Annotated in this window: 8 protein-coding genes and 1 pseudogene; 3 read left to right on the top strand and 6 right to left on the bottom strand. The window is 74.9% G+C overall.

Features of this window, described 5'->3' with window-relative positions; translation table 11 throughout:
- Positions 1 to 205 precede the first annotated feature (205 nt).
- From ACJ9NR_RS40445 to ACJ9NR_RS40420, 6 genes are all read right to left on the bottom strand, one after another.
- Positions 206 to 1,288 carry an HAD-IIIC family phosphatase gene (locus ACJ9NR_RS40445; protein WP_412494718.1) on the bottom strand — a complete coding sequence of 361 codons (1,083 nt, stop codon included), beginning with the start codon at positions 1,286 to 1,288 and terminating at the stop codon, positions 206 to 208.
- A gap of 35 nt (positions 1,289 to 1,323) precedes the next feature.
- Complete coding sequence (locus ACJ9NR_RS40440; protein ID WP_412494711.1) at positions 1,324 to 2,436, bottom strand: acyl-CoA dehydrogenase family protein; 1,113 nt, start codon at positions 2,434 to 2,436, stop codon at positions 1,324 to 1,326.
- The gene (locus ACJ9NR_RS40435; protein ID WP_412494710.1) at positions 2,429 to 2,716 is read right to left on the bottom strand and encodes an acyl carrier protein; all 288 of its coding nucleotides are present in this window, start codon (positions 2,714 to 2,716) and stop codon (positions 2,429 to 2,431) included. Before ACJ9NR_RS40435 ends, ACJ9NR_RS40440 begins: the two co-directional genes overlap by 8 nt.
- Complete coding sequence (locus tag ACJ9NR_RS40430; RefSeq protein ID WP_412494709.1) at positions 2,713 to 3,567, bottom strand: 3-hydroxyacyl-CoA dehydrogenase family protein; 855 nt, start codon at positions 3,565 to 3,567, stop codon at positions 2,713 to 2,715. The genes ACJ9NR_RS40435 and ACJ9NR_RS40430 overlap by 4 nt, the downstream gene beginning before the upstream one ends.
- Positions 3,568 to 3,654: 87 nt before the next feature.
- On the bottom strand, positions 3,655 to 5,046 hold the full coding sequence (locus tag ACJ9NR_RS40425; protein ID WP_412494708.1) for a glycosyltransferase: 1,392 nt from the start codon (positions 5,044 to 5,046) through the stop codon (positions 3,655 to 3,657).
- Positions 5,047 to 5,097: 51 nt separating this feature from the next.
- The gene (locus tag ACJ9NR_RS40420) at positions 5,098 to 6,114 is read right to left on the bottom strand and encodes a methyltransferase (RefSeq protein ID WP_412494707.1); all 1,017 of its coding nucleotides are present in this window, start codon (positions 6,112 to 6,114) and stop codon (positions 5,098 to 5,100) included.
- A gap of 227 nt (positions 6,115 to 6,341) precedes the next feature.
- Here ACJ9NR_RS40420 and ACJ9NR_RS40415 point away from each other — a divergent pair, with 227 nt between their 5' ends.
- The 3 genes and pseudogenes from ACJ9NR_RS40415 to ACJ9NR_RS40405 all read left to right on the top strand — a co-directional run.
- Positions 6,342 to 7,736 carry an AarF/UbiB family protein gene (locus ACJ9NR_RS40415; RefSeq protein ID WP_412494705.1) on the top strand — a complete coding sequence of 465 codons (1,395 nt, stop codon included), beginning with the start codon at positions 6,342 to 6,344 and terminating at the stop codon, positions 7,734 to 7,736.
- Complete coding sequence (locus tag ACJ9NR_RS40410) at positions 7,720 to 8,841, top strand: cytochrome P450 (protein WP_412494704.1); 1,122 nt, start codon at positions 7,720 to 7,722, stop codon at positions 8,839 to 8,841. The genes ACJ9NR_RS40415 and ACJ9NR_RS40410 overlap by 17 nt, the downstream gene beginning before the upstream one ends.
- 321 nt (positions 8,842 to 9,162) lie before the next feature.
- Positions 9,163 to 24,162 (top strand): annotated as a pseudogene (locus ACJ9NR_RS40405) (type I polyketide synthase); the annotation flags it as partial.
- Positions 24,163 to 24,196 lie beyond the last annotated feature (34 nt).

Raw genomic sequence — 24,196 nt, 5'->3', positions numbered from 1 at the left:
GACCTCGAGGAAGCACGAACCCGAGCCCGAGGGGGTACGCACGCGAGCCCGAGGGAGTACGCACGCGAGCCCGAGGAAGTACGATCCCGAACTCGAAGAATCACGGAGAAATACAAACAGATACAAAAAAATACAGGGCCGGGGGCCGGTGGCGAAGCGGATATCGAATAGCCCCCGCCCCCGGCCCCGGGCACACGTCAGCCGGTCACGCCCCTTCGGCGACCGGTTGTGCGAGGTCGGGGGCGCTGACCCTGACGGCCGTGGCCGACGGCCGCTGCTGCTCCGGCACGAGATGCAGGCGTACGAGGCCTTCCGGGCGCCGCGCGTCCGGCACCGTGTCCGCACAGTCGCAGCGCTCGTCGGTGAACCCGCTGAAGCGGTAGGCGACCTCCATCATCCGGTTGCGCGGGGTGCTGCGGAAATCCGCCAGCAGGTGCACGCCGGCCCGCGCGGCCTGGTCGATCAGCCAGTTGATGATCGTGGCCCCGGCGCCGAGCGAGACGACCCGGCACGAGGTCGCCAGCAGCTTCAGGTGCCACACCTCGCGGTGCCGCTCCAGCAGCAGGATGCCGATCGCGCCGTGCGGGCCGAACCGGTCCTCCAGTGTGGCCACCAGGACCTCGTGCCGGGGGTCCGCGATCAGCTCGCGCAGCGTGCCGAGCGAGTAGTGCACCCCTGTGGCGTTCATCTGGCTCGTGCGCAGCGTCAGCTCCTCGACCCGCGCGAGGCCCGACTCGCCGGCCCGGGAGATCGCCATACGCAGATCCAGCGTGCGCAGGAACTCCTCGTCGGAGCCGGTGAACCGCTCCTGGGCCGAGGTGCGCCGGAAGCCCGCCTGGTACATCGACCGGCGGCGGGCGGAGTCGGCGGTCACCTGCGCGGGCGTGAACTCCGGCAGCGTCGCCAGCCGCGGCAGGTCCTCGACGGCGTCGTAGCAGCGCACCCGTGGAAGGTGGTACGCGACCTCGGCGCGCTCGGTCGGCCGGTCGTCCACGAAGGCGATGGTCCCCACGTCGAAGTTCAGGCCGTCGGCGATCGCCTGCACCGCGGCGGACTTCGGTCCCCAGCCGATCTGCGGCAGCACGAAGTACTCGGCGAGCCCGAACCTCTCCAGTGCGGACCACGCCTGGTCGTGGTCGTTCTTGCTGGCGATCGACTGCAGGATGCCGCGCCGGTCCAGCTCCTCGACCAGCTCCCGCGCCCGTCGCAGCGGGCGCACCTCGTCCCCCTCGGCGAGAGTGCCCCGCCACAGGGTCTCGTCCAGATCCCAGACCAGGCACTTGACCATGGTCGGCCGTTCGCTCACCACGTCCTCCGGACTGCTCACCGCCGTGTCGCCACGGCGTGCCGGGCCAGCATCAGCTTGCTGATCTCGTTGCTGCCCTCGATGATCTCCATCAGCTTCGCGTCCCGGTACGCACGCTCCACCACATGCCCTTCCAGGGCGCCGGCCGAGCCGGTGACCTGCACCGCCGTGGCGGCACCGCGGGCGGCCGCGCGGGCGCTGACGTACTTGGCCAGCACCGTGCCCATCACCAGGTCCGCGGAGCCGGCGTCCCAGCACCGGCTGGCGTGCTCGCAGGCCCGGCTCGCCGCCTGCTCGTCGGAGTACAGCTCGGCCAGATGCCCGGCCACCAGCTGGTGCTCGGCCAGCGGCTTGCCGAACTGCTGCCGGGTCGCCGCGTGCCGGGTCGCCGCGGTCAGGCAGGCGCGCAGGATCCCGACGCAGCCCCAGGCCACCGAGAGCCGTCCGTAGGAGAGCGCGGTCGTGCACAGAAGGGACAGCGGCTGGCCGCCGCCGCCGAGCATCGCGCCGGCCGGCAGCCGTACCGAGTCCAGGCGCACGTCGGCGTGGCCGGCCGCGCGGCAGCCGCTCGGGCCGGGCACCGGACGGACCGTCACCCCGGGGGCGTCGACCGGTACCACCACGGCGGCGCCGGTCTCGTCCTCGAGCCGGCCCACCACGACGACCATGTCGGCGTATCGGGCCGCGGTCGTCCAGACCTTCTGCCCGTTCAGCTCGATCCGCTCCCCGTCCCGGCGGACGCGTGTGCGCATCGCGGACAGGTCGCTGCCGGCGTCCGGCTCGCTGAACGCGACCGCGGCGAGTTTCCCGCGGACCAGCCGGGGGAGCAGATCCGCGCGCTGTGCGGGCGAGCCCATCCGCGCGATCGTCCACGCCGCCATGCCCTGCGAGGTCATCACGCTGCGCAGCGAGCTGCACCGGCTGCCCACGTGCGCGGTGAACTCGCCGGCCACCGCGCTGGACAGGCCCCGTCCGCCGTGGTCGGCCGGCACTTCGGGGCACAGCAGGCCCTCGGCGGCCAGCTTGCGCAGGACCGCCTCCGGCAGCAGTCCGGCGCGGTCCCAGTCCGCCGCCTGGCCGGCCTCCAGCGTGTCGACCTCGGCGCACAGTTCGGCGAAGTCCTCAGCCATGGGCATGGGACGCGCCGGTCGGGGTCCTCAGCCGGGTCACCAGCCGCGCCATCCGCTCGACCGTCCGGAAGTTGTCCAGGCGCAGATCGCCGCCGATGATGGACACGCCGTGGACGGACTCCAGGTGGACCACCAGCTCCATCGCGAACATCGATGTCACCAGGCCGGTCGCGAACAGGTCCTGGTCCCTCGGCACGGTCGTGTTGAGCCGGCCGGCGAGGAAGTCCTGGACTCCCCGCTCGATGTCGGCCGCTGTTTCGCTCTTGGTCTCTTCGCTCACGACATCACATCTCCGTACTCGTAGAAGCCCCGGCCGCTCTTACGGCCGAGGTGACCCTGTGCGACCTTGGAAAGCAGCAGGTCGCACGGCTCGTAACCGGGGTTCTCGGTGCGCTTGGCCAGCTCCCGCAGTGAGTCGGCCAGATTGTCCAGGCCGATCAGGTCCGCGGTGCGCAGCGGACCGGCGCGATGCCCGAGGCAGCCCTCCATCAGCGCGTCCACCTCCTCGGCGCCCGCCGTGCCGGCGTCCACCAGCCGCGCGGCCTCGTTGATCATCGGATGCAGCAGCCTGCTGGTGACGAAGCCGGGCGCGTCGCGCACCACCACGACCCGCCGGCCCCAGCTCTCGAGCAGCCCGGACGCCGCGGCCACCGTCGCCTGGCCGGTCAGGCGGCCGCACACCAGCTCCGTCATCGTCACCAGATAGGCGGGGTTCATGAAGTGCACGCCGACCAGCTCGGCCGGGCGGGCGAGCGGCGCGGCGAGTTCTGCGAGAGGAATGGAGGAGGTGTTGGTGATCAGCGGGATGCCGGGCGGGAGCGTTTCCGACAGCTGGGTGAGCACTTTCGCCTTCGTGGACGCGTCCTCGTTGATCGCCTCGATCACGGCCACCGGCCGCAGGCCGGCGTCGAGGGCTTCCACCGTGGTGAGCGAGGCGTCCGGCCGGTCGGCCGGGTAGGCGCCCATGAGCCGGCCGTGCTGCAGCTGTCGGCGCACCCGCTGGCGTGCCCGGTCGAGGATCGCGGTGCTGACGTCGACGAGCACGACCGGTGTGCCGTGGCCCAGGGCCAGCGCCGCGATTCCGGTGCCCATGACGCCGGCGCCGATGATGACGAGCGGATCTGTGGACAAGGTGCCTCCAGTGGCTTGCCTGTCGGCCGTCACCGGACGGTAAGGGCCGTGAGTCCGGGAAATCCGTAGACACCTCCGCGTCCTCGCTCACTGCGGGGTGCGGGCGATCCGGTCCAGGGCCCCGATGATCGAGTCCGCGGCCGCGGCGGACCCGCCCGCCGCCCGCAGCCGGCCCTGCCACGCACGCGCGTGCGTGCGGAACGAGGGGTCGTCGAGCAGCAGGCGCAGCCGGTCCGCGATCAGCCGGCCGTCGGCGTTCTGCCGGCGGGTGAGCGTCAGCCCGGCACCGGAGTCGCTGATGCGGGCGGCGTTGTCCACGTCGTTCATCCAGAACGGCAGCACCAGCTGCGGTGTGCCGAAGTGGAGCCCCTCGTGCACGCAGTCGGCCGCGCCGTGGTGGAAGAACACCCGCACGTGCGGGTGGGCCAGTACGCCGATCCGCGAGGGGACCTCGGACTCCACCCGCAGATTGTCCGGCAGGTCCGGCGGCAGCAGGTGGTGCAGCGCCTTCGGCAGCTTCCACAGCACGTGGTGCACCGGTGCGATCAGGCGAGCCGCCTGCACGACTGCTTCGACCTGCTGCGCGCTCGGGCGCATGACGGGACCGAAGGAGACGTAGACGACGGACTCGTGCAGGTCCAGCCAGCCGGCCGGCTCACCGTGGTCCGCGGCGGGCTCCGGGCGCGGACCGAGCATCGTGCCGATCATCCGCAGGTTCGCCGGGATGCGCGGGAACGGGTATTCGAGGCCGAAGACGGAGTACGCGAACACGGCGATCGCCTCGTCCGCGTACTGGGAGAGTTTCGACTCCGGGTTGCGCTGCCCCTCGGCGACCCGGCTACGGTAGAAGGCGACGTTCTCGCGCAGGCAGCCGGGCCGGAAGCCGACCAGCCGCCGGCCCATCCGGAACGCGACGTTGCGTACCCGCTGCGCCGGTGACATCTCCCGGCGCAGGCCGGACAGCGGCGTGGGGTAGCTGCGCGGCAGCCGGTCGAAGTAGACCGAGCTGGCGAGCTCCGCGCACAGCGCGACGTAGGGGATCCCGCGCATCGTCAGCGCGTCGATCGCCCAGGAGGAGAACAGGTCGACGACGGCCAGTGCGGGCCGCACCGTGTCGATGACCTCGAGCATCCGCAGGTACTGCCGCCGCCTGTGCTCCACGTCCAGGTTCAGGTCGATGACCGCGGCCAGGTTGCGCAGCGGTGAGGAGGTCGTCACCCGGCCGAGCTCCGCGTCGGACCAGGTGGCCGGGTCGAGTTCGGGTCTGGCCGGGCCGAGCGGGACGAACCGCGGCGGTGCCGCGTGGTCCACCGCCTCGACCGCGGCCCGGTACTCGTCGCCGCAGGCGAACCACAGGTCCTCGACGCTCCGCGCCGCCAGCTCCGCGGCCACCGCGATCAGCGGTTCGACGTGGCTGCGGCCGGTGTCGGCCGTCAGCAGGATCCGTCGCCGCCCGCCGACTTCAGCTCGCGCACCCACGCGCGCTCCCCCGTCCGTCTCGCTCGTCTCGTCCCTCCCGCACCGCGCCGCTCAGCGCTTCCACGCGCGGATGAAGCTGTTGACGTTGTCCTCGGACATCGCCACGTGCTCGGCGTCCGCGAATCCCGCGTCCGCCAGCCAGGTCCGGGTCTCGGCGACGGTGTGGTTGCGGCCCGCGTCGGTGATGCACAGCTGCAGCAGGTCGAGCAGTACCGGCCAGCGCGGGCCGCGCCGGTCCTCGTCGAGGAACTGGGCCTGGACGACCACCGAGCCCCCGGGCCGCACCAGCGGGCGGACCGACGCCAGCAGCTCGCGGCTGGCGTCCTCGCCGAGCATGTGCAGGGTGTTGGACAGCAGCACGAGGTCGTACTCACCCTCGATGGTGTCCGTGCGCAGATCGACCCCCAGGTACTCGACCGGTTGCGCGATCCGGAAGGAGGCCTCGATCTCACGGGCGATCTCAAGCACCTCCGGCAGGTCGGCGAGGGTCAGCCGCAGTTCCGGGTTGGCCTCGGCCAGGTGGAAGCTGTAGGTGCCGGGCCCGGCACCGATCTCCAGCAGGCCCCGGCAGCCGGAGGTGTCCAGATACCCGGCCAGCTCGCGGCCGGCGAACAGCGCGTAGTTGTGCATGGCCTTGGTGAACAGGCGGGTGTGCTCCCGCTCGCCGCGCGCGTCGTCCACGTACGTGGCCTGCGGTTTCGAGGTCAGCACGGCCTTGTCGAGCCGGGAGAGCGCGTCCCGGAAGTACTCGAGGTTGAGCACCCAATCGCCCATGTGGAACGGGCCGGAGCCGGGCACGAGCATCGAACGGTACGGCGGGCTGACCGCGAAGATGCCGCTCTCGTGGTACTCCAGGATGTTCAGCATCACCCCGGCGTTCAGCAGCCGGGCGACCGCCTCGGGCTCGGCCTGCAGGCCGTCGGCCACCTCCGCGGCGGAGGCCGGCTCCTCGGCCAGCCGGCCGAGCACGTCGAGGCGCATCAGCGCGAACAGCACGCTGGAGGGGAAGAACCCCTCCGCCGCGGACAGTACCTGGACGACATCGTCCCTGGTCAGCGCGTCGCTCATGACAGAACCCTCATTTCCGTGCGGGGCCGGGAGGGCGCTGTCGCCCTCGTGGCCACTCGTCGTCGCCGTCCATCACGTCACAGCGGGACCCGGTAAACCTCCAGTCTTCGGCGCGATCGGGCGCCGTCGCCGGGCGCGGCGGTGTGTAGGGGTTTCCAGGCGCAGGGCGGGCTTCACTGCCGCCGTGACAGTGTTCGTCGACTCCCCTCGGCCGGTGGTGACCCTCGATGGTTGAACTCAATGCCCGCGGTTCCGGTGCGGCCCGCGCCGGGCGGGCGGACCGGGTCGCGCCACTCGTCGGCCTGGCCGGCCGGACCTCGGGCGAGACGGTGGCGATGGCGCTCGCCCGCAAGGGCCGCGGCGCGGAGCCGGCCGACGAGGCCGAGCGGTACGCGCGCCGGCTCGGCCGGGCCAGGCCGGTGGCGCTCAGAGCGGCGCGGCTGCTGTGGTCCGCGCTGGTGGGCACCGCGATGCCGGCCGGGTACGCGGCGGCGATCGAGCAGGAGCTGGCCGGCTACGACGAGGACGTCGCCGTCATGTCGGCCGACCTGACGGCACGGACGGTCCGCGGCACGCTCGGCCGGACTCCGGCGCAGGCCTACGCGGAGTTCGCCCCCGAGCCCTTCGGCGCGGGGCCGACCGGGCAGGTGCACAGGGCGCTGCTGCACGACGGCCGCCGGGTCGCGGTCAAGATCCGCTACCGCGGCCTCAGCCAGGCCGTGCGCAGCGCGCTGGCGGCACCGGAACTGCACCGGGCCCTGCAGCCGCTGGTGCGCGCCGCCGCCGGTGAGCGGACCGCCGCGCAGATCCACTCCGCCGCCGGTGAGCTGCGCGGCCGCGTCGAGGACGCCGTCGGGCTGAGGGCCGAGGCCGCGCTGCGGGCACGGCTCGCGGCCGCAGGCCGGCGCCATCCGCTGATCCACGTTCCCGGGGTGATCGAGGAGCTGTCCACCGACCGGATGCTGACCATGGACCTGGCCACCGGCCGCAGCTGGGCGCAGGCGGTGCGGGCCCCCGCCGCCGAGCGGTACCTGTGGGGGCAGGCCCTCTTCCACTTCGCCGACCGCTCCCGCATCGCCCTCGACCCCGCTCCCGGCAACTACCTCTTCGACGACGGCGGCAAGGTGACCGTCCTCGGCTTCGGTACGGCCGGCCACCGCCCGGATCCGCAGCAGAGCGAAGCCCTGGCGCGCCGGGACCGGGCGGTCGCACAGCACGACGTGGAAGCACTGCGTGCGCTGCACGCCGAGCACTGCGGCCACAACGATCCCGGTGCCGACGCCGAGTCGCTGTGGGCCTGGCACCGCCGGATCCGCGGACCGCTGGCCGGCCCGGGACCGGCCGCCTGCACCCCCGAATGGGCCGTCGACGCGGCACAGGCCGCGCTGCCCGCGAACCGGCCCTGCGCCGCCGCCCATGAAGGCCCGAAGGCGCGCCGGGCGTGCCTGTTCGCCGGCGAGGCCGACACCGGCCTCGCCGCCGTGCTCGCGGCGCTGCGCGCCACCGCCGACTGGGACGCGATCCGCGCGGAGCACGACCGCGGCGGCGCGCCCGCCACCCCGAAGCTCGAATCCGCCGCGCAGGCGGGACGGACGGAGAAGCCTGATGCCCACTCCCACTGACCCGGCCACCGAGACCGAGCCCCTGTACTGGGAAGAGCAGTCGCACGCCTACGTCATCACCGGCTACGACCTGGCCGCGTCGGTGCTGCGCGACAACTCCCTGTGGAGCAGTGACCCCGGCAACGTACTCGGCGCCGGCCTGCGCTCCAGCACGCCGTATCTGCGCAGCGCCATCGTGCTCCGGGACCCGCCGGACCACACCCGGATGCGCTCGCGGATGGCCCCCGCGTTCTCCTCGCGCGTCGTCGAGCGGCTGCGGCCGCGCGTCGCCGCGATCGTGGACACCGCCCTGGACGGCCTCGAGAGCGGGGACGAGGCCGACATCATCGCGGACATCAGCACCGTCGTGCCGCCCTCGGTGATCGCGGAGCTCTTCGACATCGGCGTGGACGGCGCGCTGCTCATCCTGGAGCAGTCGCCCCGGCTGGTGCGCTGGATGGAGCTGCGGCCGACGCCCGCGGACATCCAGTCGACCATCGATGCCGAGGCCGCCCTCGCCGCCTTCCTGACCCCGATCCTGCAGGCGCGCCGCACCGAGCCCGGTGACGACTTCCTCAGCGCCCTGGTCGCCGCCGAGGGCCTGAGCATCGACGAGGTGCTCACCACCTGCTTCATCATCCTCGCGGCCGGCGGCGAGTCCACCGGCAAGCTGATCGGCAACGCGACGCTGGCGATCCTGCGCGAGCCCGAGCAGATCCCCGCGCTGCTCGCCGACCCGGCGCGGGCTGTGGAGGAACTGCTGCGGATGCAGGGCACCAGCAAGCGGCTGATCCGCATCGCCCCCGAGGACCGGAAGATCGCCGGACACGTCGTGCCGAAGGGGCACATCGTCTACATCGACGTGCTGGCCGCCAACCAGGACCTGCGGCGGGCCGCCGACGCCGACCGGATGGACCTGTCCCGCGAGCCGCTCGGCCACATCACCATGGGCGTCGGCCCCCACTACTGCCTCGGCGCCGGCCTGGCCCGGGTCATCGCGAGCGAGACCCTTGAACGCCTGTTCACCCGCTTCCCGAAGATGCGGCTGCTCGACCCGGATCCGCAGTGGAAGCCGTCGACCACCTTCCGCGCGCTGCGCGCGCTGCCGGTCAGCCTGCGCGGCTAGCCGCGATGCAGCGCCACTCCCTCGCTCCGGCCGCGGCGCCGGCGGCGAAGACCGCGCACTCGGATCCCGAGCCGGCGTGCACCTCGGCCGGCTCGGCCGACGACCGGTTGCTGCGCCACCTGATCATGAGCCTCGGTCCGTTCGGTGTGCCGAGCCTGTTTCTGCAAACCTGGAGGGATCGTGGCGGTTGGTGACGAGAACGCGGGCGACCGGGCAGGCTCCGAGCCCGCGCGGCTCACGTACCCGCAGGCGCTCGCTCTGGTCCTGGAGCGCACCGCCGGGCTGCTCGGCCGCCGCCCCGGGCAGCTCGCGGCCGGGGCCACCTTCCGCAGCCAGGGCGTGAACTCGCTGCTGGCCGCGCGCCTGAGCGGCGAGCTGAGCGAGGCCACCGGCTCGGCGCTGCCGGCCTCGCTGGTGTTCGACTGCCCCACGCCGGCGGCCGTCGCGAAGCTGCTCGCCGGGGAGAGCCCCGCCGAGGTGACGAGCCTTCGCGCGGCGCCCGTCGGCGAGGACCCGGTGGCGATCGTCGGGATGGCCTGCCGCTACCCCGGCGGTGTGCGCTCGCCGGAGGAGCTGTGGGAGCTGCTGGAGCGGCGCGGCGACGCGGTGTCCGCGTTCCCGGGCGACCGGAACTGGGACCTGGACGCGCTCTTCCACGACGACCCCGACCGGCCCGGCACCTGCTCGGCCCGTGCGGCCGGTTTCCTGTACGACGCGGCACGCTTCGACCCCGGCTTCTTCGCGATGAGCCCGCGCGAGGCCCTGGCCACCGACCCGCAGCAGCGGCTGCTGCTGGAGACCACGTGGGAGGCGTTCGAGCGGGCCGGCATCGACCCGGCCTCGCTGCACGGCAGCGACACCGGCGTGTTCGCGGGTGTGATGTACGGCGACTACGCCACCCTGCTGGCCGACGAGCAGTTCGAGGGCCACCGGCAGAACGGCGCCTCGCCGAGCATCGCCTCGGGACGCGTGGCGTACACCTTCGGCTTCGAGGGGCCGGCGGTGACGGTGGACACCGCGTGCTCCTCGTCCCTGGTGGCGCTCCATCTGGCCGCGCAGGCGGTGCGCGACGGGGAGTGCGGCCTCGCGGTGGCGGGCGGCGTGACGGTGATGTCGACACCGATGCCGTTCGTGGAGTTCTCCCGGTTGCGCGGCCTCGCGCCGGACGGCCGGAGCAAGGCGTTCGCCGACGGCGCGGACGGCATGGGCTTCGGTGAGGGTGCGGGCGTCGTCGTCGTGGAGCGGCTCTCCGACGCGCTGGCGCACGGGCATCCGGTCCTGGCGGTGGTGCGCGGCTCGGCGGTGAACCAGGACGGCGCGAGCAACGGGCTGACCGCGCCGAACGGCCGGTCGCAGCGGCGGGTGATCCGTCAGGCGATGGCGAGGGCCGGGCTGAGCCCCGCGGACGTGGACGTCGTGGAGGCGCACGGCACCGGCACCCCCCTCGGCGACCCCATCGAGGCGCAGGCGCTGATGGCCACCTACGGCCAGGACCGGCGGACGCCGTTGCTGCTCGGCAGCGTCAAGTCCAACATCGGGCACACGCAGGCCGCCGCGGGGGTCGCCGGTGTGATCAAGATGGTGTGCGCGATGCGGCAGGGCGTGGTGCCGGCGACGCTGCACGTCGACGAGCCGAGCAGGCACGTGGACTGGTCGGCCGGTGCCGTCGAACTGGTCAGGGAACCGGTCGCCTGGCCCGACGCGGGCCGGGTGCGCCGGGCCGGCGTGTCGTCGTTCGGGATCAGCGGCACGAACGCCCACGTGATCCTGGAGCAGGCCCCGCCGACGCCCGCCGCGGAGGTGAGCCGGACTCCCGAGAACCGGGGCGGCGCGCTGTCCTGGGTGGTCTCGGCGAACGATGCCACCGCGGTGCGGCAGGCGGCGGGCCGCCTGGCGGCCCGGGTGCGCGGCGCGGGTCCGGACGCCGACGCGGTGGACGTGGGCTTCTCGCTGGCGTCCACGCGTGCGGCCCTCCCGTGGCGCGTCGCGGTCACCGGGCAGGACACGGGCGGTCTGCTCGCGGGCCTGGACGCCGTGGCGCAGGGCGGGACGGAGCCGTCGCAGGCGGTGGACGGCACGGGTGCGGTCTTCGTCTTCCCGGGCCAGGGCTGGCAGTGGGCCGGCATGGCACGGGCGCTGCTGGAGAGCTCGCCGGTGTTCGCGGCGCGTGTGGCCGAGTGCGCCCGGGAACTCGAGCCGTATCTCGGGATCAGCGTGCTGGAGGTGTTGCGGGGACAGCGCGACGAGACCGAACTGCTGGACCGCGTGGACGTGCTCCAGCCCATCCTGTTCGCGGTGATGGTGGGCCTCGCGGCGGTGTGGGAGGCGTCCGGCGTCCGTCCCGCCGCCGTGGTGGGACATTCCCAGGGCGAGATCGCGGCGGCCTGTGTCGCGGGTGTGCTCTCCCTGCCGGACGCGGCACGGGTGGTCGCCCTGCGGGCGCGCGCACTGACCGCGCTCGCGGGCGCGGGCGGGATGCTGTCCGTGGCCCTCGGCGAACAGCAGGTGCAGGCGTGGATCGGGCGGGCCGGCGGCGCGGTCTCGGTCGCCGCCGTCAACAGCCCGTCCGCGGTGGTGCTCTCCGGCACGCCGCAGGCGCTGGAGGCGACGCAGGCCGCGCTGGACGCCGAGGGCGTGTGGTGCAGGCGCCTGCGAGTGGACTACGCGTCGCATTCGGCCCAGGTGGAGGAGGTCGCGGGCGAGATCGCGCAGGCGCTGGCCGGGATCTCGCCGCGACCGGGCCGTGTGCCGGTGTTCTCGACGCTGACCGCGGCCGTCGTCGACGGAAACGACATGGACACGGAGTACTGGGTCCGCAACCTGCGGGAGCCGGTGCGTTTCGAGCGAGCCGTGCGGGCGCTGCTCGACGCCGGGCACCGGCACTTCGTGGAGGTCAGCGCGCACCCCGTGCTGACGGCGGCGGTGGAGGAGACCGCGCTGGACGCGGGGATCACCGCTGCGACCGTCCCCACGCTCAAACGCGACGAGGGCGGGCCGGCCCGGCTCGCCGCGTCGGTCGCCGCCGCCTGGAGCCACGGTGTGCCGGTGGACTGGACCGCGCACTACGCCGGCACCGGGGCACGCCGCGTCGACCTGCCGACCTACCCCTTCCAGTACCAGCACCTCTGGCCGGGCCGGCCCGCGACGGCACCCGGCACCGCGCCGGACCCGGCCGAGGCCGAGTTCTGGAACGCCGTGGAGCGCGGCGACGCGGAAGCCTTCTCCGCCCTGCTCGGGCTCCCGGGTGAGCGCGCGGCGTCCCTCGACGACCTGCTGGCCGGCTTGACGGACTGGCACCGGCGGCGCCGCGGCCCCAGTGCCGCGGACGGCCGGCTCTACCGTCCGTCGTGGATCCCGCTGAGCGGTGGCGGCAGTGCCCCGCCGCCGGGACGGTGGCTTGCCCTGGCGCCCGCCGACGACGTGTGGGCCGCCGGGATCCTCGACGGCCTCACGGACCTCGGTATGCGCATCGAGCGGCTGGCCGTGTCCGCCGAGGACACCGGGACGCTCGCCGGCCGGCTCGGTGACGCCCTCGCCGAGCGGCCCGCCGGAGTGCTCTCGCTGCTCGCCCCCGACGAGACGCCGCATTCCCGGCACCCGTTGATCACCCGGGGTCTGGCCGCCACCTTCGAACTCGTGCGGGCGATGGCAGCGGCCGACGCCGGGATTCCGCTGTGGTGCCTCACGCGCGGTGCGGTCGCCGCCGATCCGCGCGACGCCCCCCCGAGCCCGGCCCAGGCACAGATCTGGGGCCTCGGCCGAGTCGTCGCGATGGAGCAGCCCCAGGGCTGGGGCGGGCTCGTCGACCTGCCGGAACAGGCCGGCCCGGGCGTCGCCACCCGGCTCGCCGCCGTGCTCGCCGACCGCGACGAGGACCAGGTCGCCGTACGGCCGGAAGGGAGCTACGCCCGCCGGCTGACCAGGACCGCGGCCGGCACCGACGGGACGCGGCCGGCGATCGGCGGCACCGTCCTGGTGACCGGCGGCACGGGCGCCCTCGGCGGGCATGTGGCCCGCTGGCTGGCCGCCGCCGGGGCCGAGCATCTCGTGCTCACCGGCCGGCGCGGCCCCGCCGCCCCCGGCGCGGCCGAACTCACGGCGGAACTGGAGGGCCTCGGGGCGCGCGTCACCCTGGAGGCCTGCGACGCCGCGGACCGCGACGCGCTGGCACGGCTGCTCGCGCGGATTCCGCCGGACCTGCCCCTGACCGGAGTCGTGCACGCCGCGGGAGTCATCGACGACGGGGTGCTGCAGTCGCTCACGCCGGAGAGGTTCGAGACGGTCATGCGGCCCAAGGCCGCGGCGGCGGCCCACCTCGACGAGCTCACCCGCGGACACGACCTGACCATGTTCGTGCTCTTCTCCTCGATCGCCGGCTCGCTCGGCAGCGCCGGCCAGGCGAACTACGCCGCGGCGAACGCCTACCTCGACGCGCTGGCCGAACGCCGCCGGGCCGAGGGACTGGTGGCGACATCGGTGGCGTGGGGACCGTGGGCCGAGAGCGGGCTCGCGGCCGGCAACGCGGTGCTGGACAGCCGGATGAGCCGCAACGGCCTCACACCGATGGCCCCGGAAGACGCCGTCGCCGCCCTGGAACGCGCGGTGTCGTCCGGTGCGGCGCAGCTGACCGTCGCCGATGTCGACTGGAACGCCTACGCCGCGGCCCTCACCCGGCCCGCCCCGGTGCTCGCCGGCCTGGTCGAGGCCCGCGGCCTGCCGGCCACGGCCGCCGGCGAGGCGGAACCCGCCGACGCGCTGCGCGAGCGGCTGGCCGCACTGCCCGCCGCCGAACAGGACCGCGTGCTGCTCGACCTGGTCCGCGCCCAGGTCGCCACGGTCCTCGGGCTCGCCTCGCCGCAGCACGTCGACGTCGGCCGGGCCTTCAAGGAGATGGGCCTCGACTCGCTGACCGCGGTGGAGGCACGTACCCGTCTGATGAACGTGACCGGCCTGCGGCTGCCCGCGACCCTGCTCTTCGACTTCCCCACGGCGACGGTGCTGGCCCGGCAGCTGCACACGCGGCTGCTGGGCGAGCAGGCGGCGCCCCTGGTGGCGGAGTCCCGTCCCGGTGCGGCCGACGAGCCGGTGGCGATCGTCGCCATGGCCTGCCGCTTCCCGGGCGGCGTGCGGTCGCCGGAGGAGCTGTGGGAACTGCTGGAGCGGCGCGGCGACGCGATCGGCGAACCGCCGCCACAACGCGGCTGGGACCTCGACGCGGTCTACGACCCCGACCCGGAGCGCGAGGGCTTCATCCACGCCCGCGAGGGCGGGTTCATGGCCGAGGCGTCGCTGTTCGACCCCGGGTTCTTCGGGATCTCCCGGCGTGAGGCACTGGCCATGGACCCCCACCAGCGCCTGCTGCTGGAGACCACGTGGGAGGCGCTGGAGCGCGCCGGGACCGACCCGGCCGCGCTGCGCGGCAGCGCCACCGGCGTCTACATGGGCGCCTTCTCCGAGGACTACCAGTCGCTGCTCAAGAACTCCGGGCAGGACGTCGTCGGGCACATGCTCACCGGTAACGCGACCAGCGTCGTCTCCGGCCGTATCTCCTACACGTTCGGGCTCGAAGGCCCGGCGGTGACCGTGGACACGGCGTGTTCGTCCTCGCTGGTGGCGCTGCACCTGGCGGCGCAGGCCGTCCGGCACGGCGAATGCGCGATGGCGGTCGCCGGCGGCGCCACGGTGATGGCGACCGACGAACCCTTCTGGGAGTTCTCGCGACTGCGCGGGCTGGCCGCCGACGGACGCTGCAAGGCCTACGCGGACGCCGCGGACGGCATGGGATTCGGCGAGGGTGCCGGCGTCGTCGTCCTGGAGCGGCTCTCCGACGCGCTGCGCAACGGCCGCCCGATCCTCGCCCTGGTGCGCGGCTCCGCGGTCAACCAGGACGGCGCCAGCAACGGCCTGACCGCGCCGAACGGCCCCTCGCAGCAGCGGGTGATCCGGCAGGCGCTGGCCAGCGCGGGCCTGCAGGCGCCGGACGTGGACGTGGTGGAGGGACACGGCACCGGCACCCGGCTCGGCGACCCGATCGAGGCCCAGGCCCTGCTGGCCACCTACGGGCAGGGCCGCACACGGCCGCTCCTGCTGGGCAGCGTGAAGTCGAACATCGGCCACGCGCAGGCGGCCGCCGGGGTCGCCGGCGTGATCAAGACGGTCATGGCCATGCGCCGCGGCGTCGTACCGGCGACGCTGCACGTGGACGCGCCGTCCTCACACGTGGACTGGTCGGCCGGCGCGGTCGAGCTGGCCGCCGAGGCCGTCGCGTGGCCGGACACCGGCCGCGCCCGCCGGGCCGGCGTCTCCTCGTTCGGGGTCAGCGGCACCAACGCGCACCTGATCCTCGAACAGGCGCCACCCGCGCAGGAACGAGAACCCGGCCCCGAGCCGGGCGTCGCCCGGGGGCCGGTGCCGTGGGTGCTCTCGGGCCGCGATCCGCAGGCCGTGCGGGATCAGGCGGCGCGGCTGGCGGCATGCGTGCGCGCGGGCCTGGACGCCGGCCCGGTGGACGTCGGGGGCACGCTGGCGACGTCCCGGTCCGCGATGGAGTGCCGGGCGGCCGTGGTCGCCGCCGGCGTGGACGCGTTCCTCGCGGGCCTCGACGACCTCGCCGCGGCACACACGCCCGCGATCCGGTCGGCCGGCGGCGCCGGGCCGGTGTTCGTCTTCCCCGGCCAGGGCGCCCAGTGGGCGGGCATGGCACAGGCCCTGCTGGAGACCTCGCCGGTGTTCGCCGACCGGCTGGCCGAGTGCGCGGCGGCGCTGCGGCCCTACGTCGACTTCTCGGTCCCGGACGTGCTGCGCGGGGCTCCGGGCGCGCCGAGCCTGGACAGGGTCGACGTGGTCCAGCCGATGCTGTTCGCGGTCATGGTCTCGCTGGCCGCGCTGTGGCAGGCCTGCGGGGTCGAGCCGTCGGCCGTCATCGGCCACTCCCAGGGCGAGATAGCCGCGGCGTGTGTGGCCGGTGCCCTGTCGCTGGACGACGCCGCCCGGGTCGTGGCGCTGCGCAGCCGGGCGTTGCGGGCGCTGGCCGGAGGCGGCGGCATGATGTCGGTCGCGCTGCCCGCGGACGAGGTGCGGGTGCGGATCGCGGGCCTCGGCGACCGTCTGTCGCTCGCGGTGGTGAACGGCCCCGCGACCTCCGTGGTCTCGGGTCTGCCCGGGGAACTGGACGAACTCTTCGCCGCCCTGCAGGCGGACGGCGTGTGGGCCAAGCGGATCGCCGTCGACTACGCCTCCCACTCCGCCCAGGTGGACCAGGTCGCACCGGAGATCCTCGATGTGCTCGCCCCGGTGACGCCGCGGGCGGCGCGGATCCCGTTCTACTCGACCGTCACCGGATCCCTGGTCGAGTCCGCGGCCCTGGACGCCGGGTACTGGCTCGACAACCTGCGGCAGACCGTCCTGTTCGAGCCGGCCGTCCGCACGCTGCTGCAGGCCGGCCACCGGCACTTCATCGAGATCAGCCCGCACCCGGTGCTCACCACCAGCGTGCAGGAGACCATCGAGGACAGCGGCGTCGAGGCCGCCGTCACGCCCACACTGCGCCGCGACGACGGCGGCATGGACCGCTTCCTGACCTCGCTCGCCGACGGCTGGTGCCACGGCGTGCCGGTCGACTGGGCCGCGTACTGGGCCGGTTCCGGCGCCCGCCGCGTGGACCTGCCGACGTACCCCTTCCGCCACGAACACCTCTGGCCCGCCTCGGCCGGGCAGCCCGGCGACGTCACCGCCGCCGGGCTGGACACACCCGAGCACGGCCTGCTCGGCGCGTCGGTCGGCCTCGCCACCGGCCAGGGAGCGCTCGCCACGGCCCGCTGGTCGCTGCGCGCCCAGCCCTGGCTCGCCGACCACGTGCTGTCCGGAACGGTCGTGGTGCCCGGTGCCGCACTGGTCGAAGCGGTGATCCGCGCGGGTGACGAGGTGGGCTGCGGCCGTATCGCCGAGCTGACCATGCACCGGCCCCTGATCCTTCCCAGGCGCGGCGATGTGCAGGTCCAGATCGTGATCGGCGGCGCACCGGAGGCGGACCTCAGGCCCGTGACGCTGCACGCGCGGTCCGCCGACCCTACCGGCGGCGAGGACGCCGGCGGCTGGACCCTCTACGCGTCGGGCACGGTCGCTCCGGCCGCCGTCCGGGACGCCGCCGAGCCGGCCGCGTGGCCCCCCGCCGACGCGCAGTCCGTGGACGTCGACGACTTCTACGCGGCGCTGCGCGAACGCGGCCACGAATTCGGCCCGATGTTCCGGTGCGTCCGAGCCGCCTGGCGGCGCGACGGCGAGGTCTTCGCCGAGGTGGCCCTGCCCGAGACGGAACACGCGGGAGTCGCGCGCTTCGGCCTGCACCCGGCGCTGCTCGACGCCGCGCTCCAGGTGACCTCCCTGCGCGGTCAGCTCCACACCAGCCGCGTCGAGGTGCCGTTCTCCTGGGAGGACATCACGCTGCACGCGGGCGGTGCCACGGCGCTGCGCGTACGGGTGCGCACCGACGGCTCCGACACGGTGGCCATGGAGCTGACCGACCACGCCGGAGGCCCCGTCGCCTCGATCGGTTCGGTGGCGCTGCGGCCGGTGGCGGCCGGACACCACCACGCGGCGGTCCAGGACTGGCTGTTCGCCGTCGACTGGCCGCTGGCGCCGCTCGACGTCCTCGCCGAGCGGGGCACCGCGGGCTGGCGGGTGGCCGGCGACGGCCTCGACCACGTGCCGGCCGCGCTCGCCGGGGCCGGACTCGACGCGCGTCCGCTGCACGAACTGTCCGAGGACGCGGCGCCCGAGGTGGTCGTCATCCCGGCCGGCGGACGGGACACGGCGGTCGACGACGCCCTGGCCGGCGTCCTGACGCGGTTGCAGGCCGCGCTCGCGGACGAGCGGCTCGCCGGCACTCTGCTCGTGGTGCTCAGCCGCGGGGCCGTCGCCGTGAACGGCGGCGAGGATGTCGCCGACCTCGCCGGCGCCGCGGTGTGGGGCCTGGTGCGTTCCGCGCAGTCGGAGCACCCGGGCCGCATCGTCATCGCGGACCTCGACGACGATCCCGCGTCCTGGCGCGCGCTGCCCGACGCCGTCCGCGCCGGCGAGCCGCAACTGGCGCTGCGCCTCGGCGACATGCACGTGCCACGCCTCGTGCGCCCGCCCGCCGGCGACGTGCTCCACCTGCCCGACGACGGGCGGCCCTGGCGCGTCGTGCTCGGCGAGGCGGGCGCGCCGGCCACGGCACCCGACCCGGAGGCGGCGCGGCCGCTGGGCGACGGGCAGGTCCGCATCGCGGTCCGCGCCGCGCGCCTGGACTCGCTCGGCAGCCTCGATCCCGCGGCTTCGCCCGAAGCGGTCCTGGCGGGCGTGGTCAGCGAGACCGGGCCCGGCGTGCGGGAACTGGCGGCGGGAGCCCGGGTGGCCGGCACCGTGCCCGGCGCGATCGGCTCGCACGCCGTGGCGGACGCCGGGCGCCTCACCACGATCGCGGCGGATCGGTCCTTCGCGCAGGCCGTGGCGGTCGCGGGCGGGCCGGTTCGCGCCTGGGACGTCCGGCACGTGCGCGAGGCGGCCGGCTCCGCGGACTGGCACGGCCCGGTCGTGGTCACCGTCCCGCGTGCCTGGGACCCCGAGGGCACCGTGCTGATCACCGGCGGCACCGGCGTGCTCGGCGGTCTGATGGCCCGCCACATGGTCACCGAGCACGGCGCCCGGCACCTGCTGCTGGTCAGCCGGAGCGGACCGGACGCGCCGGGAGCCGAGGCGCTGCGCGAGGAGCTGACCGCGTCGGGCGCGCAGGTGACCGTCGCGGCTTGCGATGTCGGCGACCGCGACGCGCTGGCCGCACTGCTCGCCTCCCTGCCGGCGCAGCACCCGCTGATCGCGGTGATCCACTCCGCCGGCGGCCTCGACGACGGTGTGATCGAGTCGCAGACTCCCGAGCGGCTGCGGGCCGTGCTGCGGCCCAAGACCGACGCGGCCCGGCATCTGCACGAGCTGACCCGGCATCTCGACCTCGCCGGCTTCGTCCTGTTCTCGGCCACCGCCGGCGTCATCGGCAGCCCGGGCCAGGCCGGATACGCGGCGGCCAACACCTGCCTGGACGGCCTCGCCCGGCACCGCCGGATCCAGGGGCTGCCCGCCGTCTCGCTCGCCTGGGGCCTGTGGGCCCAGACCAGCGCGCTGACCGGACACATCGACGACGCCTATGTGGCCAGGGCCCGGCGATCCGGGATGACGGCGCTGTCCAGCGAGACCGGACTCGCCCTGTTCGACGCGGCGCTCGCCACCGGCCGGGACCGCCTCGTGCCGGCCAGGCTGGACACCGGGCTGCTGCGCTTCCGCGACCCCGGGGAGATCTCCCCGCTGCTGCGCTCCCTGCGCCGCGCCCCGGCCCGGCGGACCGCCGCCCAGGCCGGTGCGGACGGCGAGCCGGCGCTGCGCAGGCGCCTCGCCGCGCTGCCCGCCGAAGAGCGGCTGGCACAGCTGCGCGACTTCGTCTGCGCCAACGCCGCGTCGATCCTCGGCCACGCCGAGGACGGCCCGGTCGCCGCCGACCGCGCGTTCCGCGACCTCGGCTTCGACTCGCTCACCGCGGTCGAGCTGCGCAACCGGCTCAACGCCGCCACCGGGCTGCGGCTGCCGGCCACCCTGGTCTTCGACCACCCGACCCCGGACGACGTGGCCGCGCACGTCGCGGCCGCGCTGGTCGGCGACACCGCGGCAGGCGCCGACGGAGCGGAGGGCGGCAGCCGCGCCGCGGTTCCCCCGGCGGCCGATGACCCGATCGCGATCGTCGGCATGGCCTGCCGCTTCCCCGGCGGCGTCCGCTCGCCCGAGGACCTGTGGCGGCTGCTCGCCTCCGGGACCGACGCCGTGTCGGACTTCCCGGCCGACCGCGGCTGGGACCTGGCCGGGCTCTACGACCGGCTTCCGGACGACCCCGAGGCCTCGCGCACCCGCGAGGGCGGCTTCCTCTACGACATGGCCGACTTCGACGCCGGCTTCTTCGGCGTGTCGCCGCACGAGGCGACCGCGATGGACCCGCAGCAGCGGCTGCTGCTGGAGACGGCCTGGGAAGCCTTCGAACACGCCGGGATCGACCCGCAGTCGATGCGCGGCAGCCGTACCGGCGTCTTCGCGGGACTGTCGCAGAACGATTACGCCGTGCGCGCCGAGTCCTGCCCCGAGGAGTTGGCGCCCTACCTCGTCAACGGCACCGCGAGCAGCCTCGCCTCCGGCCGGGTCGCGTACACGCTGGGGCTCGAGGGGCCCGCCGTGACCATCGACACCGCCTGCTCCTCGTCCCTCGTCGCGCTGCACATGGCGGCGCAGTCGCTGCGCGCGGGGGAGTGCACGATGGCCCTGGTCGGCGGCGCGACCACGATGACCACACCGACCCTGTTCCTCGACATGGCCCGGCACCGCGGCCTCGCCCTGGACGGTCGCTGCAAGCCGTTCTCCGCCGCCGCGGACGGCGCCGGCTTCTCCGAGGGCGCCGGGCTGCTGCTCGTCGAGCGGCTGTCCGACGCGCGCGCCAACGGCCACCGGATCCTCGGACTCGTGCGCGGCGTGGCGGTGAACTCCGACGGCGCCTCCAACGGCCTGACCGCGCCCAACGGTCCGGCCCAGCAGCGGGTGATCCGCCAGGCCCTGGCCGGCGCGGGGCTCGAGCCCGGCGAGGTCGACGCGCTGGAGGCGCACGGGACCGGCACCAGGCTGGGCGACCCGATCGAGGCCCAGGCCGTACTCGCCACCTACGGCCCGGGCCGCTCGGCGGACGCGCCGCTGTGGATGGGATCGGTCAAGTCCAACCTCGGGCACACCCAGGCGGCGGCCGGCCTCGCCGGGGTGATGAAGATGGTCCTCGCGATGCAGCACGGCGTGCTGCCGGCCAGCCTGCACCTGGACGAGCCGACTCCGCACGTCGACTGGTCCTCCGGTGCCGTCCGGCTGCTGGGCGAGGCCACGCCCTGGCCGGGGACCGGCCGTCCGCGCCGGGCCGCGGTCTCCTCTTTCGGGATCAGCGGCACCAACGCCCACGTCGTCCTGGAGCAGGCCCCCGACCCGCAGCCGGCCGCGCCCGAGCCCCCGGCGGCCGCGCCGCCGGCCAGGAGCGCCGCGACGGGCGAGAGCGACACGGTCCTGCCCTGGGTGCTGTCGGCCCGCACCGAGGAAGGGCTGCGCGGGCAGGCCGGGGCGCTGCTGGCGCACCTGTCCGAGCACCCGGAACAGCGCGATCTCGACACGGCGTACTCCCTGGTGTCGCAGCGTGCGCGGCTGGAGCGGCGCGCGGTGCTCGTCGGCGCGGGGCCGGCCCTGCGCGCGGGACTGGCGGCGCTCGCCGACGGCACACCGGCCGCCGGCCTGGTCCGCGGCCGGGGCTCGGCCCGCCGGGACCGCAAGGTGGCGCTGGTCTTCCCCGGCCAGGGCACCCAATGGCCGGGGATGGGCCTGCGGCTGATGCAGGACAGTCCCGCGTTCGCGCAGAGCATGACCGAGTGCGCCAAGGCGCTGTCGGACCACGTGGACTGGTCGCTGCCGGACGTGCTGAGCGGTGCGGAGGACGCACCGCCGCTGGACCGCGTGGACGTCGTCCAGCCCGCCCTGTTCGCGATGATGGTCTCGCTGGCCCGGATGTGGTTCGACCGCGGGCTGCGGCCGGCCGCCGTACTGGGCCACTCCCAGGGCGAGATCGCGGCTGCCTGCGCGGCCGGCGCGCTCCGGCTGCCCGACGCCGCCCGCGTCGTCGCCCTGCGCAGCCGCCTGATCCGCGAGCGGCTGGCCGGAAAGGGCGCGATGCTCTCGGTGATGGCCTCGCGTGCGGCGGTCGGCGAGCTGCTCGAACAACTCGGGGACACGGCCGACCGCGTGTCGATCGCCGCCGTCAACGGCCCGGGCACGGTCACCGTGGCCGGCGAGCCGAGCGCACTGGCCGAGCTGGAACGACGGCTGTCTGCGGCCAGGATCATGCGCTGGTGGGTGCCGGCCGTGGACTTCGCCGCGCACTCGCCGCAGGTGGACCGGCTGGAGGACGAACTCGGCAAGCTGCTGGCCGGCCTCGCCCCGGCCGAGGGCCGCATCCCGTTCTTCTCCACCACGACCGGCGACTGGATCGACACCCGCGAGCTCGACGCGCCCTACTGGTACGAGAACCTGCGCCGACCGGTGCGCTTCGAGGAGTCGGTGCGCGCACTGCTGGACGAGGGCTTCGACACGTTCGTCGAGTGCAGCCCGCACCCGGTGCTGACGCTGGGCATCGAGGACACCGCCGCCGAGGCGCAGGCCGCCGCCGTGGTCCTCGGAACGCTGCGCAGCAACGAGGACGGGCCGCAGCGTGTGCTCGCGTCGCTGGCCGAGGCGCACGTCAGCGGCGTGGACGTCGACTGGGGGGCCGACCTGGCCGGTGGCGTTCCGGCCGCACTGCCCCTCTACGCCTTCCAGCGGCAGAGGTATTGGCTGGAGCCGGTTGCCGCGCGGCCGCGGGCCCAGTCGCCGGCGCCCGACGCGCGGCCCGAGCAGGCGGAGAGCCTCTTCGAGGTCGCATGGGCCGCGGTCGCCGACGAGGCCGGCGATCCCGCGCCGCGGTCCTGGACGGCGCCCGGCCCCGGCCTGCCCTTGCTCGACACCGTTCCCGACCCGGCACCCGACGTCGTGATCGTGCGGGCGGCGGATCCGGCCGCCGACCGGTGCACGCCCGCTGCGGCGCACGCCGGCGTGCGCCAGGCCGCCGAGTTTCTTCAGGGCTGGCTGCGCGAGGAGCGCTTCGCCGACTCGCTGCTCGTCCTGGCCACGCACGGCGCGGTGGCCGTCGGCGACGACGAGGAGAGCGGCCCGGCCGAAGCCGCGGTCCGGGGACTGGCCGGGTCCGTCCAGTCCGAGCATCCCGGCCGGCTCCTGCTGGCCGATCTGGACGGCAGCGAGGCGTCCGCTGCAGCGCTGCCCGCCGCGGCCGTCGCGGCCAGGTTCGCCGGCGAACCACGGATCGCCGTGCGGGACGGCATCACCCACGTGCCCCGGCTGGCGAGGACCGAGCCGAAGCCCGGCGCGCGGCCCTGGGAGGCCGCCCGCGCGGGCACCGTCCTGGTCACCGGCGGCACCGGCACCCTCGGCGCCCTGGTCGCCCGGCATCTCGTGACCCGGCACGGCGTCCGCCACCTCGTGCTGCTGAGCCGACGCGGCCCGGACGCACCCGGTGCGTCCGCCCTGTACGAGGAACTCACCGCCCTGGGCGCCGATGTCGAGGTGACCGCCTGCGACGCCGCCGACCGGGACGACCTGGCGGGCGTGCTGTCGGCCATCCCACCGGAGCGCCCGCTCACCGCGGTGATCCACGCGGCGGGCACGCTCGACGACGCGCTGCTGGGGAACCTGTCCGCCGACCGGCTCGAGGGCGTGCTGCGGCCCAAGGCCGACGCCGCGTGGAATCTGCACGAGCTCACCGCCGACCTGGACCTGTCGGTGTTCGTGCTGTTCTCCTCCTTCGCCGCGCTGGCCGGGCCGATCGGACAGGCCAACTACGCCGCCGCCAACGGCTACCTCGACGCGCTCGCCCGGCACCGTCACTCCCGCGGCCTGCCCGCCACCTCGCTCGCCTGGGGGCTGTGGGCGCGGCGCAGCGAGTTGACCGGCGGGCTCGGCGCGGCCGACATGGCCCGGTTCGCCCGCGAGGGACTGCTGCCCCTGCAGACGGAGCAGGCCCTCGGCCTGCTCGACGCGGCGGCGGCCGACGGCCGTGCGCTGCTGGTGCCGGCCCGGCTGGACACGGGCATCAGCGAGGTGCCCGCGCTGCTGCGCGGTCTGATCCGCGCGCCGGCACCCGCCGCCTCCGGCACGGTCGAGTCCTGGAGCGCCAGGCTCGACGGGTTGCGCCACGCCGAGCAGGAGGCCCTGCTGCTCGACCTGATCCGCGCTCACCTGGCCGTTCTGCTCGGACACGGCTCGCCGGCCTCCGTCGACACCGAGCGCGGCTTCCTCGATCTGGGCATGTCCTCGCTCACCGGCGTGGAGCTGCGCAACCGGCTCGGCGCCGAGACCGGCCTGCGGCTGCCCGTGACGCTGATCTTCGACCATCCGAATCCGACCGGACTCGCCCGGCACCTGCACTCCCTGCTGGTCCCGGCCGAGGCCGGGAGCGCCGGGCCGGGCCTGGCCGAACTCGACCGGCTGGAGGCCGCCGTCGCCGGGGCCGACCTGGACGCCAGGTCCCGCGGCCGGCTGGCCGAACGGCTCAGGGCCCTGCAGTGGCGGCTGGACGCCGAGCGCCGCCCGGACGCACCGGCCGACCTGGCGGACGGCAGCGACGAGGAGGTCTTCGCGCTCATCGACAAGACACTGGGTCTGGGCTGAAGCCGTCAGGCCGCCGCCCGCCAACGGAACGGAA

This window comes from Streptomyces sediminimaris, from assembly GCF_047049295.1.
Classification (GTDB): Bacteria; Actinomycetota; Actinomycetes; order Streptomycetales; family Streptomycetaceae; genus Streptomyces; species Streptomyces sediminimaris.
Note: the sequence above shows the minus strand (reverse complement) of the source record. Positions and strands in the feature narration are given on the sequence as shown.

What these genes read in the sequence shown, in the direction of transcription:
- ACJ9NR_RS40410 (WP_412494704.1), top strand. Translation starts at nt 7,720, where the DNA reads ATGCCCACTCCCACTGACCCGGCCACCGAGACCGAGCCCCTGTACTGG.
- ACJ9NR_RS40440 (WP_412494711.1), bottom strand. Translation starts at nt 2,436, where the DNA reads ATGGCTGAGGACTTCGCCGAACTGTGCGCCGAGGTCGACACGCTGGAG.
- ACJ9NR_RS40445 (WP_412494718.1), bottom strand. Translation starts at nt 1,288, where the DNA reads ATGGTCAAGTGCCTGGTCTGGGATCTGGACGAGACCCTGTGGCGGGGC.
- ACJ9NR_RS40415 (WP_412494705.1), top strand. Translation starts at nt 6,342, where the DNA reads ATGGTTGAACTCAATGCCCGCGGTTCCGGTGCGGCCCGCGCCGGGCGG.
- ACJ9NR_RS40420 (WP_412494707.1), bottom strand. Translation starts at nt 6,114, where the DNA reads ATGAGCGACGCGCTGACCAGGGACGATGTCGTCCAGGTACTGTCCGCG.